Source organism: Microvirga sp. Mcv34, assembly GCF_024519725.1.
Taxonomy (GTDB): Bacteria; Pseudomonadota; Alphaproteobacteria; order Rhizobiales; family Beijerinckiaceae; genus Microvirga.
Genome location: NZ_JALJRK010000027.1, coordinates 27985 through 40891 on the forward strand (window position 1 = coordinate 27985; position 12907 = coordinate 40891).

Below are 12907 nucleotides of genomic sequence, written 5' to 3' on the forward strand. Positions count from 1 at the left end.
CGAAACCCTCATGGCCGGACCGAGATGAGTTCTGCCTATCGCGACTTGTTCGTAACCGCCGCCGACGGACTGCGTCTCTACGCCCGCGACTACGCGCCTGAAGCCCGCAATGCGTTGCCTGTCATAGGCCTGCCCGGACTTGCCAGGACATCGGCGGACTTTCACGACCTCGCGGAAGCCCTCAGCCGGGACCCTGCCCGACCGCGCCGGTTCATCGCCCTCGACTATCGAGGTCGCGGACGATCGGAATGGGATCGGGACTGGCACAATTACGACGTGAAGGTCGAACTGAGCGATACCCTACAGGTCCTGGCCGCAGCCGGGATCGAGAAGGCGATCTTCATCGGAACGTCCCGTGGCGGCCTGATCACGATGGCTCTGGGCGCGGCCCGTCCCGAACTCATAGCCGGCGCGGTCCTGAACGATGTCGGTCCGGTTCTCGAAGCCGAGGGGCTGAAGCGGATCCGAAGCTATGTTGGCAAGCTTCCGACCCCACGCACCATCGACGAGGCCGCCGACATCCTGCGCCGGCAATCCGAGGCCCAATTCCCGCGCTACACGCATGATCAATGGCAAAAGATAGCCCGGAGGATTTGGCGGGAGAGCGGCGACGGGTTCGTCCTCAACTACGATCCCAACCTCATGAAGCCCCTCGAGGGTCTCGATCTCGAGGCGCCGCTGCCGGATCTGTGGCCGCTCTTCGAAACCATCAAACCGTTTCCGCTTCTCGCGATCAGAGGAGAGGCTTCCGATCTCCTGACCGCAGAGACCCTGGGGATGATGAGAGAACGGCATCCCGATCTGACGTCGATCACGGTGCCTGACGAGGGCCATGCTCCCTCTCTCGAAGGCGATCTCATTCAGAGCATCAAGGCCTTCATTGCAAGGATCGATTCCGGACGCTGAGACGAACGGCACGGTCTTCGTCTGTCAGGCCTCGCGAAGGCCCAAAGGGCCGCGTAAGCGAAAGGCGGATCCACCTCCGAATCCCGACTGATGCCGCCCTCCTCGAAAGCGCATCGCCCGAGCGGACGTGAAGGCCATACGGGCCCTCGAGCCTTGGGCCCTGCGCCTCTTCCAGGCGCAAGCGGATCGCTCTTTTGCCGTCGATGCTCCAAGCCCAAAAAAGAAAAACCCCGGTGTTACCACCGGGGTTCTCCTATCCAATCAGGACGAGCCGATTAGAAGTCGCGCTGAACGCGGATACGACCTTCCCAAATGTCGTTGGTCGAGTTGATCGGGTTCGGGCCACGCGGATCGATGTTCGCGTAGAGAACCTCGACACCGAGATCCAGGCCAGCCACCGGCGACCAGATCACGTTCGTGCCAGCGCGCCACTCGTTGAAGTCGACACCGACGCCCAGGCCAGCCGGGAAGGCGAGCGGAGCAACGTTGTCATACTCGACGCGAGCCCACGAACCGAACACGTTCTGGCGGATGGTCGGGGTCCAGTAGTGACGCAGACCACCGGCGACCGACCAGCCCTGGCCGGTGTGGATGTCGCCATCCGCGCCGATGTAGGCGTCGACAACCGACTGACGGATCGAGCCGACGGTCACGGACGAACCCCAGCCGAGGTAGCCGAGAGCGCCGTCAGCATACGACACGGCAAGCCAGGCGGCATCGCCAGCGCCGAGAGCCGGCAGGTTCAGAGAGCCCTGGAACGAAACCGACCAGCCGAGCTCGGTGTCCGGGTAGTCGAACACGCCAGGAGCGTAGGCGACGAGGTTGTCGCTGCGCAGCTGGTGCAGAGCACCGGAGAGCTGAGCCGTACCCCAGGTGCCGGCGTACTTCAGGTTACCGACGAGGTCAGGCATCGTCTGACCGGCCTGCGCGAACACAGCGGTGCCGACGATGTTGTTGCCGGTGTAGCGGCCTTCTTCAGCCGAGATCGTGGCCGAGAAGCCGTTGCCGAACGAGAAGGTGTAGGCGAACAGGTTCACGTTCGGAGCGTCCGAGAAGCGGAGCGTGCCGAAGTGGCCGGTGGGCAGGTCGCTGTTGTCGTAGAACGACACGACGCGACCGGCGGTGAGGCCGCCGAACTGGATGAAGGCCTGGTCGACGTTCGGCGTGTTCGAGACGGAGCCAGCGATCGGACCGCTGTAAACGCCGGTGTCGCGGGTGATCTCGAAGCGCACGAAGGTGCGGAGCAGACCGTAGGCGGTGGCGGTACGAGCGTCGAGCTGGATACGGCCACGGGCACGGAAGCCGATGGCGTTCTCGAGACGATCGAGCGGCTCGACATAGCGGAACTCGGCGCGAACACGGCCGCCGACGCGGAGGCAGGTTTCGGTGCCGGGGATGTAGAAGAAGCCTGCGCCGTAGGTGGAGCAGACGCGCACGTATTCGACAGCAGCGGCCTTCTTCGCGGGAAGATCGGCAGCTTGAGCTCCGGCAACAGCCGCGAGACCCGCGACCGATCCGAGGAAGAGGCTCTTAGCGAGCTTCATGGTTAAACCTCCAGAGTTTCGAGACCCTGGGGGGCCGGGTTTTTGTGCTTCGAGTGCTTCAACGAAGCCCTAAACACGTCCCTTTTCCCCTAGAACCCGGCGATCCGCCTTTTCGGTCGAACTCACCGGTATCACGACTGGGGTGCCCCCGTCGCTGGAGCCACATTATCCATGACTGGACCGCAGGCAACCGAATGAAGGCGCAAAATGGGCAAGAGGCGGGGCTTTTCAGGGGCATGTTGCACAAAGGCAACGTTTGAAGCCGGCTTCTTTACGCTTCGTTAAGTTTCGGCCCTCGAAATTCATAAAGCCTTAAGGACAAAGGGTTTGAAGCACTTACGCGGGCCGCCCTTCTGCACCGCTGGAGGTCTTGAGGCCACGCACCATAGCCTCGGCCTGTGAATAAGGCCCGTCACATTCTCGATAGGTCGGCCGGTCTCATTCCATGAAAAAGGCCGGGCGAACCCGGCCTCTCTCGAATCGTGGAGTGATTCCAGACTAGGCGACCTTCGGACCGATCACGCCCCGGCGGATCTGGTCCTCCTCGATCGATTCGAAGAGGGCCTTGAAGTTGCCCTCGCCGAATCCGTCGTCACCCTTGCGCTGGATATATTCGAAGAAGATCGGCCCGATGGCGGTCTTGCCGAAGCGTTGGAGCAGGACCTTCGTGAAGCCGCCCTCGACCACGCCCTCCCCGTCGATGAGGATGCCGTTCCTCTTGAGGCGATCGAGAGGCTCCTCATGGCTGGGCAAGCGCTTGTCGACACGGGCGTAGTAGATATCGTTCGGAGCCGGCATGAACTCGAGCCCACCTTCGATGAGCGACTCGATGGATTCGTAGAGGTCGTGTGAGCCGAGCGCCACGTGCTGGATACCCTCGCCCTTGTATTCCTGCAGGTACTCCTCGATCTGCCCGGTCTCGCCCGCGTCCTCGTTGATGGGAATACGGATCTTGCCGTCCGGGCTCGTCATGGCGCGGGAATGCAGGCCGGTCAGCTTGCCCTCGATGTCGAAGTAGCGGATTTGGCGGAAGTTGAACAGGCGCTCGTAGAAACCCGCCCATTCGTTGAGCCGCCCGCGATAGACGTTGTGGGTCAGGTGATCGATGTAATAGAGACCGACGCCCTTGGGCTTCGGATCGGGCTCGCCGAGCCATTCGAAATCGACGTCGTAGATCGAGCCCTTCGCGCCGTAGCGATCGACGAAATAGATCTGCAGGCCGCCGATTCCTTCGATGCCCGGAATTTCGAGCTCGTTGGGACCGACCTGCGTCTCGACCGGCTTGGCGCCCATGGAAAGCGCACGGTCATAGGCGTATTTGGCATCGGCCACACGGAAGGCCATCGCCGGGGCCGAGGGGCCGTGCTGGGCGGCGAAGCGCTCGGCGAAGGAGCCCGGCTGCGCGTTGACGACGAAGTTGATGTCGCCCTGGCGGTAGAGCATCACGTTCTTCGACCGGTGCTTGGCGACGAGGCTGAATCCCATCGTCTTGAAAAGGCGATCGAGGGCCTGCGGATCGGGATGGCAGAATTCGACGAATTCGAAGCCGTCCGTCCCCATGGGGTTCTCTTCGGAGATTGCGGCTGGCGGTGCATCGTGCGGGAACGGTCCCATGGCTTTCCTCCTGTCATGCCTCTGCCGAGTGAGAGGCGATCGGCTGTAATGACAACGCTCGCACCCTGATGCGGGTGCGCTTCTCGTCAGGCTGCATCGGGCTGGTTGGCCGGAGCGGCATCCTGAAAGGCTTTGTGCGCGGCGCAGGCCGCATCCACCGCGACGATCCTGGGATAGGCGTCGAGCGGAATGTCGAAGCGGCGGGCGTTGGCGACCTGCGGCACGAGATAGACGTCGGCCAGGGTGATCCTGGAGCCGAAGGCATAGGGACCTGGCCCGAGCAGGGCCTCGATGGCCTCGAACCCCTCGCGCACCCAATGGGCGTACCATTCGTCGGCCGCAGCCTTGCCGTGTCCGAGCCGGTTCTTGAGATAGGCCAGCGTCCCGGAATTGTTGAGCGGATGGATATCGCAGGCGATCAGGCTGGCGATCGCTCTGACCTTGGCGCGCGTCACTGCGCCGACCGGCAGCAGCGGCGGCTCCGGATAGACCTCGTCGAGATATTCGAGGATGGCCGGGGACTGGATCAGGGTCGTGGCACCGATGTCCAGGGACGGCACGCGCTTCTGCGGATTGACGGCCCTGTAGCTCTCCTCGCGCTGCTCCCCCTTCAACAGGTTGATCGGCACGGATTCGTACGTCACGCCCTTCAGGTTGAGAGCGATCCGGACGCGATAAGCGGCGGAGGAGCGGAAATAGGTATAGAGCTTCACGCGTCATCCTCCTCGACACTCCGAGGCGCCAGCAATCGCGCCTGCCGGGTGAGCTTGTCGATCAGGACGGTGAACGCCTGCTGCTCCTGCGGCGTCAGGGCGGACAGGAGTCGCTCCTCGACGGCCAGGGCCTCGGGCGCGACGGCCTCGTAGATCGCCCGTCCGGCCGGAGTCAGCGCGAGCCATTCCTCCCGGCGGTCGTCGAGATTGGGACGGCGGACGATGAGGCCGCGCTTCTCGAGCGCCGAGACGGCGCGCGAAACCGTCGATTTGTGCATCACGCCGTCGGGGGCCATGTCCCGCGCCGTGCGCAGCTCGTATTGCCCGAGGGTGACGATGATCCGCCAAGCCGGGATCGAGAGGCCGAACCGCTCGGCATAAATCTGCGCGAGCGCGCTCGATGTCAGGCCCGCCAGGACGTTGAGCCTGTACGGCAGGAACTCCTCCAGGATCACCAGAGGCTCCGATTCCGGCTTCTTCGCTGCAGATCCAGTTGCCATCACCACGCCAATCGTTGCACGGGCAACCAATAGCACAGTTCGTTGCAGGCGCAACCAGATTTTATGCCGTAGCGGCAGCTCAAGAAAATCGAACGGCGCGGCCGGATTGCCCGACCGCGCCGCGTCTTGAAGTAAAAGATCTAAGTCTTTACAAACTTTTACGACCGTCCGCGGGTGCGGATCATGAAGGTATCGAAGGCGTATTCGTTGAGCTGCCACCAGGGCAGGACATCGTTGCGGTAGGCCACCATGGAATCGTAGGCCTTTTTGAAATCCGCGTTCTTGGCCGAAAGCTCGCCGTAGAGTTCGTTGGCAGCCTTGAGGGAGGCTTCCATGATGGCCGGGGAGAAGGTGCGCAGCTCGGCGCCCGCGCCGACCATGCGGCGCAGGGCCTGGCCGTTGACGGCGTCGTACTTGGCCAGCATCCAGTTGTTGGCGGCTTCCGTCGCCTGGTTCATGATGGCCTGATAGGTCTTCGGCAGCTCGTTCCACTTCTCCTGGTTGACGACGAGGTGGAGCATGGCGCCGCCCTCCCACCAGCCGGGAGCGTAGTAGTATTTGGCGACTTTCAGGAAGCCGAGCTTCTCGTCGTCATAGGGGCCGACGAACTCGGCCGCGTCGAGGGTGCCGCGCTCCAGGGCCGGATAGACGTCGCCGGGGGCGATCTGCTGCGGCACGACGCCGAGCTTCGCCAGGACCTGGCCGCCGAGGCCGCCGATGCGGAACTTGAGGCCCTTCAGGTCGTCGACCGTGTTGATTTCCTTGCGGAAGAAACCGCCCATCTGGGCGCCGGAATTGCCGCAGACGAGGGAGGTGCAGTTATAGCGCCCCATCACCTCGTTGATGATCTCCTTGCCACCGGCGAAGTGCCACCAGGAATGGAGCTGGCGGGCGTTGAGGCTGAAGGGCAGTCCCGTGCCCATGCCGAGCGCCGGCTCCTTGCCGATGTAGTAGTAGAGCGGGGTATGGGCGCATTCGACCGAGCCGTTCTGCACCGCGTCCATGGCCTGCAGACCGCCGACGATCTCGCCGGGGGCGAAGACCTGGATCTGGAACTTGTTATCGGTGGCCTCGGCCATGTACTTGGCGAAGGTCTGGGCGGTGCCGAAGATCGTGTCCAGGGATTTCGGGAAGCTCGAGGTCAGACGCCAGCGGATCTCGGGCGCCGATTGCGCGATGGCCGGAGCCGCCACCGTGCCGGCCGCAGCCGCAAGTCCTGCTCCCTTCAGAAAGTTTCTTCTCTTCATCGTCGTCATTGGCGTTTCCCCGGAGAGCATTCTGTTGCAAGTTGAATGGACCATAACAACCCGGTCGGTGGCAATGAAGCTCTCCTCCCTCAACCAAGGCCGTGACGGCCGCCTCGTCATCGTGTCGAAAGACCTGACCCGCGCGACGGATGCTTTTTTCATTGTTCCGACGCTTCAGCAAGCCTTGGACAATTGGGAAAAAGTAGAGCCCCGGCTCCGCGATCTCGCGGAGCAGCTGGAGCACGGTTCGGTCCCGGCTTTCCGCTTTCACGAGCATGATTGCGCGTCACCCCTGCCCCGTGCGTATCAATGGGCGGACGGCTCTGCCTATGTGAACCATGTGGAGCTGGTGCGGAAGGCGCGCGGCGCCGAGATGCCGGCCTCCTTCTGGACCGATCCGCTCATGTACCAGGGCGGCTCCGATTCCTTCCTCGGGCCGCGCGATCCGATTCCCGCGACGGACGAAGCGCATGGGATCGACTTCGAGGCGGAGGTCGCGGTGATCACCGACGACGTACCCATGGGCGCGACGCGGGACGAGGCCGCGGCCGCCATCCGCCTTGTGGTCCTCGTCAACGACGTCTCACTGAGAAACCTGATCCCCGGCGAACTGGCGAAGGGCTTCGGCTTCTTCCAGGCCAAGCCCTCCTCCACCCTGTCACCGGTCGCCGTCACGCCCGACGAACTGGGCGACGCCTGGGACGGCGGCCGGCTTCACCTGCCCCTGCTCACCCATCTCAACGGCAAGCCTTTCGGCCGTCCCAATGCGGGCGTCGACATGACGTTCGACTTTCCGACGCTCATCGCCCATGCGGCCAAGACCCGACCGCTCGGCGCCGGCACGATCATCGGGTCCGGCACGGTCTCCAACAAGGATGAGGCCGGCGGGCCGGGCAAGCCGATCGAACAGGGCGGCCTCGGCTATTCCTGCCTGGCGGAACTGCGCACCGTGGAGACGATCCTCCAGGGTGAGGCCAGGACGCCGTTCATGCGCTTCGGAGACACGATCCGCATCGAGATGAAGGACAGGCACGGGCAGTCGATCTTCGGAGCCATCGAGCAGCAGGTCGAGGCGTACCGGCAAGAAGGGTGATGCTTCGCATCGACCACGTGCAGCTCGCCATTCCGGCCGGCGCCGAGGATCTGTGCCGGTCGTTCTACGTGGCTCTGCTGGGCCTGCGGGAAGTCTCCAAGCCTCCCGCCCTCGCGGCGCGCGGCGGCGTCTGGCTCGAGAGCCCGCCCGTGCGGATCCATCTTGGCGTCGAAGAGGATTTTCGCCCGGCGCGCAAAGCCCATCCGGCCCTCGTCGTTGCAGACCTCGATGGTCTGGCTCACAGGCTGGCAGAAGCCGGATGCGAGCCTCTCTGGGACGAGGCCATCCCCGAAATCCGTCGCTTCTACGTGCTCGATCCCGTCGGCAACCGGATCGAGTTCATGGAGGATGTCGGTCCGTCAATGAAATAGGCCGCCGGACATCCTCCGGCGGCCCAGGCCTTCCGAAACAATCGTCGCTTCACATCGCGCGGGCAGTACCGCCGCCGAGGCTCTGGGCGTGCTCGAGATGCATTTCCAGGGTGGGCAGGGTAGCACCGGCGAACTGGGCGAGCTGCGGCACGTCCCCATTCGACGAATAGGACGTGAACAGGGCCACCGCCTCCTGATGCGCCATGAGCTGCGCGTTGATGTAAGCCGCATCGAAATCGGGAGCGGACTGAACGGTGGCGAGCATCTGCTGGTGTTTGGCGTTCATGGCGGGCGGCGGCATCGGCAGACCCGCGCGGCGCACGACGGCGGTCATGCGGCGCGAAGCGGCGTTGTGGTCTCGGATCATCTGCTGGGCGAAGCGGCGAACCTCGGGGTTGCGCGAACGCTGCAGGGCCACGCGACTCGACTGGATCTCGAACAGGTTCGACGACGCGGCCGTCGGGACGAATTCGGCCGCGCCGGTGACGGCTATCGGGGCAGGAGCCGGAGCCGTCGCCATCGGCGTCATGCAACCGGCAACACTGAGCGCCAGCGCGCTCGCAGTAAGCAAGATCTTGAGGTTCATCGCGGGAGTTCCCTTCCTGCGCGGCCGGCAAGGCCGAGCTAACGCCCCCAACGATGGAACATCCTCCTAAGTTCCTGTCGACTTGGTATTACTTTTCCATTTGCGATCACAATTCGTGACCGAAGCCTCGCGCCGGACGGTGGGCGCAGCCTTCCGATGCTCTAACTCTATGGTCTCGCCAATGCATGGAGCGGCCCCATGGATGACCATGTCTACAAGATCGTCGAACTCGTCGGCTCGTCCGAAACCAGCATCGAGGACGCCATCCAGACGGCGATCCGGCGCGCGAGCCAGACCTTGAGGAACCTGCGTTGGTTCGAGGTCGTCCAGACCCGCGGTCATGTGAAGGACGGCGAGGTGCGCCATTATCAGGTGGTGCTCAAGGCCGGATTTACGCTGGAGGCCGGCGAGTAGAGCGCGTCTCATCGTCGGCGGGAGGCCGGTTGATTGTCTGAAATGCTGCGTTTCACCGGACCGGGATCGCCGGCACGAGGCCGTCCATGACATGGTGGGAGAGCGCGGGACAGGCCGCCTCTCACGCGGCGATCTGGGACATCCTCGCCTGCTGGCGTCCGCGCATGATGAAGTCGAGCAGCGCCACATCGACGTAGCCCGCTTCGTCGAGGATCGCGTAGGCGATGTTCATGGCGTTCGGGGACGGGCCGCTGATCTCCAGCAGGGTAGCGAGCCAGAAGGCGTCGTCGTTGCTGACCACGCCGTGAGGCGCCCGGCTCCAGACGACGAAATCGACCACGAGCTTGGTCAGGGCCGTGCCCCAGCTCTCGGCGACATCGATGGTCCGGTCGAGCGCCAGCAGGGATTCGACCTCGATGCGGCTCGTGAGGCCGCCCGGCAGGATCTCGCCCTGAAGCATCGTCACGTCATCGTCCGAAACATGCTTGGTCTCGGAGATCCTGTCGATGAAATCGCGAAGTTGATCCTTCATCATCCCTTTGGCTCCCGCCGGCATTTCTTTGGCTCAATGCCGGTTCATCGCTTGCTGAGGATGAGTCTCACACGAAGGGCGGGCCGAAACCGTTAACGGCACATGCTGAATCCGCGTTGAGGTTAAGCGTTGTTGAGAGACTTTGGTTGCCGAAATCTTGCCGTTTCGGATTCACGAGGAATTACGCGGATTTGCCCGAGAGGCGCCGTGTCCTTTGCAATCCCGCAAGGTCGCCCTTTCCACACTTCGGCGGTCTTCGGTGCTACCTATCTTCTCGACAACGCAGCGCAATCCGCGCTTGCCCGTTAAGGAACAGTCCCATGCGGCACCACGGCATCCATCACGTCACCGCCATCGCCGGCCCGGCCCGTCGCAATCTCGATTTCTACACCCGCGTGCTCGGCCTTCGCCTGGTGAAGAAGACCGTCAACTTCGACGATCCCGGCACCTACCACCTCTATTTCGGCGATGCCTCCGGTCAGCCGGGCTCGATCCTGACGTTCTTCCCGTGGGAGCATGTGGCACCGGGGCGCAACGGGATCGGCTCGACCCAGGAAACCTCCTTCCGGGTGCCCGAGGCATCCCTCGGCTTCTGGGCGCATCGCTTCATCGAGCAGGGCGTCGAGCACGGCACGGTGGAGAAGCGGCTCGGTCAGAGCGTGCTGACCTTCAAGGATCCGCACGGCACGAGCCTCGCGCTCGTCGGCACGCCGAACGCGGAGAGCGAGCCCGCCTGGACGGTCGACGGCATTCCGGCGGAACATGCGATCCGCGGGCTGGAAGGCGTCACGCTGCTCGTCGAGAACGGCGAGCGGACCGGGGCCATCCTGACCGACGTGTTCGGCTTCCGCGAGACGGCCCGGGACGGCTCGCTGGTGCGCTACCAGACCGACGCCTTGATGGGCCGGACCGTCGACATCCGCAGCGCCGGCGGCTTCCTGCCGGGTCGGATGGGCGGCGGCTCCGTCCACCACGTGGCCTTCCGCGCGAAGGACGATACCGAGGAGGCCGAGATGGTGAAGATGCTCGCCGAGAAGCACGGCCTGCACACCACGGAGCAGAAGGACCGCAACTACTTCCGGTCCGTCTACTTCCGTGAGCCGGGCGGCATCCTGTTCGAGATCGCCACCGACGAGCCCGGCTTCGCCGTGGACGAGCCGCAGGACAGCCTCGGCGAGACCCTGAAGCTCCCGGCTTTCCTGGAGCCCCGGCGCGGTGACATCGAGGCCCATCTGCCGGAACTCGCGTAAGCCAGCCCAACCTTCTTCCCTCCCCCATGCGGGGAGGGATCGAGGGTGGGGGTCGAAAAGTCGAGGCTTCGGCCTCGGCCAGTTCCATCAATGCCAACCCTACCATGTCATCACCGGCCTTGTGCCGGTGATCCCGCTCCAAGAGGCGCCTCACGCTTCCGATCGGGATGGCCGGGACTGGTCCCCAGATCAAGTCCAGGGAGACCATGACATCGAGGGCTCACCCATTCACCCTCCTCTCAAGGGACGAAAGGAGCGCTTTGCGCCCTCTCCCATAGAAAGAGAAATCCCATGACCGAATTGTCCTTCATCCATCGCTTCGAGCCCGCCACGGATTCGAGCCGCCCGCCGCTCCTGCTGCTCCACGGCACCGGCGGCGACGAAAACGACCTGCTCGGGCTCGGCCGCACGATCTCCCCGGGATCCGCCTTGCTCTCCCCGCGCGGCAAGATTCTGGAGAACGGGATGCCCCGCTTCTTCCGACGGCTCGCGGAAGGCGTGTTCGACGAGGCGGACGTGAAGCACCGCGCGAACGAGCTCGCCGATTTCGTCGCCGAGGCCCGCAAGGCCTATGGGCTGGAGGCACCCATCGCGGTGGGCTTCTCCAACGGTGCCAACATCGCCGCCGCCATGCTGATGCTGCGTCCTGACGCGCTCTCCGGCGCGGCGCTGCTGCGCGCCATGGTGCCCCTGTCGGAAGCCCCGCCGGTGGACCTCGCGGGCAAGCGCGTGCTGATGACGTCAGGTGCCCTCGACCCGATCATCCCGGCCGACAACGCGAAAAACCTCGCCGCGTCGCTCAAGGCCGCCGACGCGGATGTTCAGCACCAGATGCTGCCCACCGGCCACAACCTGTCGCAGACGGACCTGCAGCTGCTGGTGAAGTGGTTCTCCGAGCAGGGCCGCTGAGTCCATGCACAAGCGGGAATAATGCCCTCCCACGTCATGGCCGGCCTTGTGCCGGCCATCCCGATCGGAAAGGCTCGGCGTTTGAAGCCGTCGGGGTCACCGGCACAAGGCCGGTGACGACGTGGGAGGAGACGCCTCCACCACGCCCTATGCGGTGCTCAACGTCCCGGTCTCGAAGAAGCGCTCCATCACGTCTTCCGCAGGTTTGATGTCGATGCCCCGGCTCTTGAGCCAGGCATCGTCGAAATGCGTGCTGCGGTAGCGCTCGCCTGAATCGCACAGCAGGGTCACGACGGAGCCCTGCTCGCCGTTCTGCACCATCTCGCCGACGATCTGGGCGACAGCCCACAGATTGGTGCCGGTGGAGCCGCCGCAGGAGCGACCGATGCGGCGCGACAGGACTCGCGCGGCCGCGATGCTCGCCGCATCCGGCACGGCGAAGGCGCGGTCGATGAGTTCCGGCACGAAGGACGGCTCGCAGCGCGGGCGGCCGATGCCCTCGATCACCGAGGGCGGCTCCGAAACATTGCACACGGCTCGGTCTGCGAGATGCCGGTGGAAGACCGAGGCTTCCGGATCGGCGAGACACAGCTTCGTCGGCAGGCGACGGTAGCGGATGTAGCGCCCGAGCGTCGCGGACGTGCCGCCGGTTCCCGCGCCGACCACGATCCAGCTCGGCACCGGATGCTCCTCGTGCGACATCTGGCTGAAGATCGACTCGGCGATGTTATTGTTGCCGCGCCAGTCCGTTGCCCGCTCGGCATAGGTGAACTGGTCCATGTAATGGCCGCCGAGTTCCTCCGCGAGACGCGCGCTCTCCGCATACATTGCGGCGGGAGAATCCACGAAATGGCTTTCGCCGCCATAGAAGGCGATCTGCGCGATCTTCTCGGCGGACGTCGAGCGCGGCATCACGGCGATGAAGCGCAGGCCCAGCATGCGGGCGAAGTACGCCTCCGACACCGCCGTCGACCCGCTCGAAGCCTCGATGATCGTGGTCTCCGGCCCGATCCAGCCGTTGCACAATCCGTACAGGAACAGCGACCGCGCCAGCCGGTGCTTCAGGCTTCCCGACGGATGGGTCGATTCATCCTTGAGATACAGCTCGACGCCCGGCACCGCCGGCATCGGCACGCGCAAAAGATGCGTGTCCGACGAGCGGTTGAAATCCGCCTCGATGATCTGGATGGCGGTGGAAACCCAGGTGCGGGGGCAATGCGCGGACATG

14 protein-coding genes are annotated in these 12907 nt (G+C 64.3%); 6 read left to right on the forward strand and 8 right to left on the reverse strand.

The window, feature by feature from the left end:
• Positions 1–24 precede the first annotated feature (24 nt).
• Positions 25–906, forward strand: a complete 882-nt coding sequence (locus OC446_RS15495) for an alpha/beta fold hydrolase (RefSeq protein WP_262029929.1) — start codon at positions 25–27, stop codon at positions 904–906.
• Between the two features lie 275 nt (positions 907–1181).
• Here the strand turns inward: OC446_RS15495 and OC446_RS15500 are convergent, their stop codons facing one another.
• The 5 genes from OC446_RS15500 to OC446_RS15520 form a co-directional block, all read right to left on the reverse strand.
• On the reverse strand, positions 1182–2450 hold the full coding sequence (locus OC446_RS15500; RefSeq protein ID WP_262029930.1) for a porin: 1269 nt from the start codon (positions 2448–2450) through the stop codon (positions 1182–1184).
• Positions 2451–2948: 498 nt separating this feature from the next.
• Positions 2949–4064, reverse strand: coding sequence for a 4-hydroxyphenylpyruvate dioxygenase (gene hppD, locus OC446_RS15505; protein ID WP_262029931.1), 1116 nt, complete (start codon positions 4062–4064; stop codon positions 2949–2951).
• Positions 4065–4150: 86 nt separating this feature from the next.
• On the reverse strand, positions 4151–4777 hold the full coding sequence (gene maiA / locus OC446_RS15510; protein WP_262029932.1) for a maleylacetoacetate isomerase: 627 nt from the start codon (positions 4775–4777) through the stop codon (positions 4151–4153).
• The gene (locus OC446_RS15515; protein ID WP_262029933.1) at positions 4774–5277 is read right to left on the reverse strand and encodes a MarR family winged helix-turn-helix transcriptional regulator; all 504 of its coding nucleotides are present in this window, start codon (positions 5275–5277) and stop codon (positions 4774–4776) included. The genes maiA and OC446_RS15515 overlap by 4 nt, the downstream gene beginning before the upstream one ends.
• A gap of 158 nt (positions 5278–5435) precedes the next feature.
• Positions 5436–6524, reverse strand: a complete 1089-nt coding sequence (locus OC446_RS15520) for a TRAP transporter substrate-binding protein (RefSeq protein ID WP_262029969.1) — start codon at positions 6522–6524, stop codon at positions 5436–5438.
• Between the two features lie 73 nt (positions 6525–6597).
• Here OC446_RS15520 and OC446_RS15525 point away from each other — a divergent pair, with 73 nt between their 5' ends.
• Positions 6598–7617: a fumarylacetoacetate hydrolase family protein gene (locus tag OC446_RS15525; RefSeq protein ID WP_262029934.1), complete on the forward strand. Its 1020-nt coding sequence runs from the start codon at positions 6598–6600 to the stop codon at positions 7615–7617.
• Entirely contained in the window at positions 7617–7988 is a 372-nt protein-coding gene (locus tag OC446_RS15530) for a VOC family protein (RefSeq protein ID WP_262029935.1), read from the forward strand. Before OC446_RS15525 ends, OC446_RS15530 begins: the two co-directional genes overlap by 1 nt.
• A gap of 49 nt (positions 7989–8037) precedes the next feature.
• Here the strand turns inward: OC446_RS15530 and OC446_RS15535 are convergent, their stop codons facing one another.
• Complete coding sequence (locus OC446_RS15535; protein WP_262029936.1) at positions 8038–8574, reverse strand: DUF4142 domain-containing protein; 537 nt, start codon at positions 8572–8574, stop codon at positions 8038–8040.
• 198 nt (positions 8575–8772) lie between these two features.
• Here OC446_RS15535 and OC446_RS15540 point away from each other — a divergent pair, with 198 nt between their 5' ends.
• Positions 8773–8988, forward strand: coding sequence for a dodecin (locus OC446_RS15540; RefSeq protein ID WP_181052163.1), 216 nt, complete (start codon positions 8773–8775; stop codon positions 8986–8988).
• Between the two features lie 121 nt (positions 8989–9109).
• Here the strand turns inward: OC446_RS15540 and OC446_RS15545 are convergent, their stop codons facing one another.
• On the reverse strand, positions 9110–9523 hold the full coding sequence (locus OC446_RS15545) for a hypothetical protein (RefSeq protein WP_262029937.1): 414 nt from the start codon (positions 9521–9523) through the stop codon (positions 9110–9112).
• Between the two features lie 317 nt (positions 9524–9840).
• Here OC446_RS15545 and OC446_RS15550 point away from each other — a divergent pair, with 317 nt between their 5' ends.
• Positions 9841–10770 (forward strand): ring-cleaving dioxygenase, encoded by a 930-nt coding sequence (locus tag OC446_RS15550; RefSeq protein ID WP_262029938.1) that lies wholly within the window; start codon positions 9841–9843, stop codon positions 10768–10770.
• A gap of 291 nt (positions 10771–11061) precedes the next feature.
• On the forward strand, positions 11062–11679 hold the full coding sequence (locus OC446_RS15555) for an alpha/beta hydrolase (protein ID WP_262029939.1): 618 nt from the start codon (positions 11062–11064) through the stop codon (positions 11677–11679).
• Between the two features lie 147 nt (positions 11680–11826).
• On the opposite strand, the gene OC446_RS15560 is transcribed toward OC446_RS15555, so the two are convergent.
• Complete coding sequence (locus OC446_RS15560; protein ID WP_315986514.1) at positions 11827–12906, reverse strand: PLP-dependent cysteine synthase family protein; 1080 nt, start codon at positions 12904–12906, stop codon at positions 11827–11829.
• Position 12907 lies beyond the last annotated feature (1 nt).

Bases quoted from the DNA above. Each gene is read 5' to 3' on its own strand.
- OC446_RS15495 (WP_262029929.1), top strand. From the start codon at position 25: ATGAGTTCTGCCTATCGCGACTTGTTCGTAACCGCCGCCGACGGACTG.
- OC446_RS15500 (WP_262029930.1), bottom strand. From the start codon at position 2,450: ATGAAGCTCGCTAAGAGCCTCTTCCTCGGATCGGTCGCGGGTCTCGCG.
- hppD (WP_262029931.1), bottom strand. From the start codon at position 4,064: ATGGGACCGTTCCCGCACGATGCACCGCCAGCCGCAATCTCCGAAGAG.
- OC446_RS15515 (WP_262029933.1), bottom strand. From the start codon at position 5,277: ATGGCAACTGGATCTGCAGCGAAGAAGCCGGAATCGGAGCCTCTGGTG.
- OC446_RS15520 (WP_262029969.1), bottom strand. From the start codon at position 6,524: ATGAAGAGAAGAAACTTTCTGAAGGGAGCAGGACTTGCGGCTGCGGCC.
- OC446_RS15525 (WP_262029934.1), top strand. From the start codon at position 6,598: ATGAAGCTCTCCTCCCTCAACCAAGGCCGTGACGGCCGCCTCGTCATC.
- OC446_RS15530 (WP_262029935.1), top strand. From the start codon at position 7,617: ATGCTTCGCATCGACCACGTGCAGCTCGCCATTCCGGCCGGCGCCGAG.
- OC446_RS15535 (WP_262029936.1), bottom strand. From the start codon at position 8,574: ATGAACCTCAAGATCTTGCTTACTGCGAGCGCGCTGGCGCTCAGTGTT.
- OC446_RS15540 (WP_181052163.1), top strand. From the start codon at position 8,773: ATGGATGACCATGTCTACAAGATCGTCGAACTCGTCGGCTCGTCCGAA.
- OC446_RS15545 (WP_262029937.1), bottom strand. From the start codon at position 9,523: ATGATGAAGGATCAACTTCGCGATTTCATCGACAGGATCTCCGAGACC.
- OC446_RS15550 (WP_262029938.1), top strand. From the start codon at position 9,841: ATGCGGCACCACGGCATCCATCACGTCACCGCCATCGCCGGCCCGGCC.
- OC446_RS15555 (WP_262029939.1), top strand. From the start codon at position 11,062: ATGACCGAATTGTCCTTCATCCATCGCTTCGAGCCCGCCACGGATTCG.
- OC446_RS15560 (WP_315986514.1), bottom strand. From the start codon at position 12,906: ATGTCCGCGCATTGCCCCCGCACCTGGGTTTCCACCGCCATCCAGATC.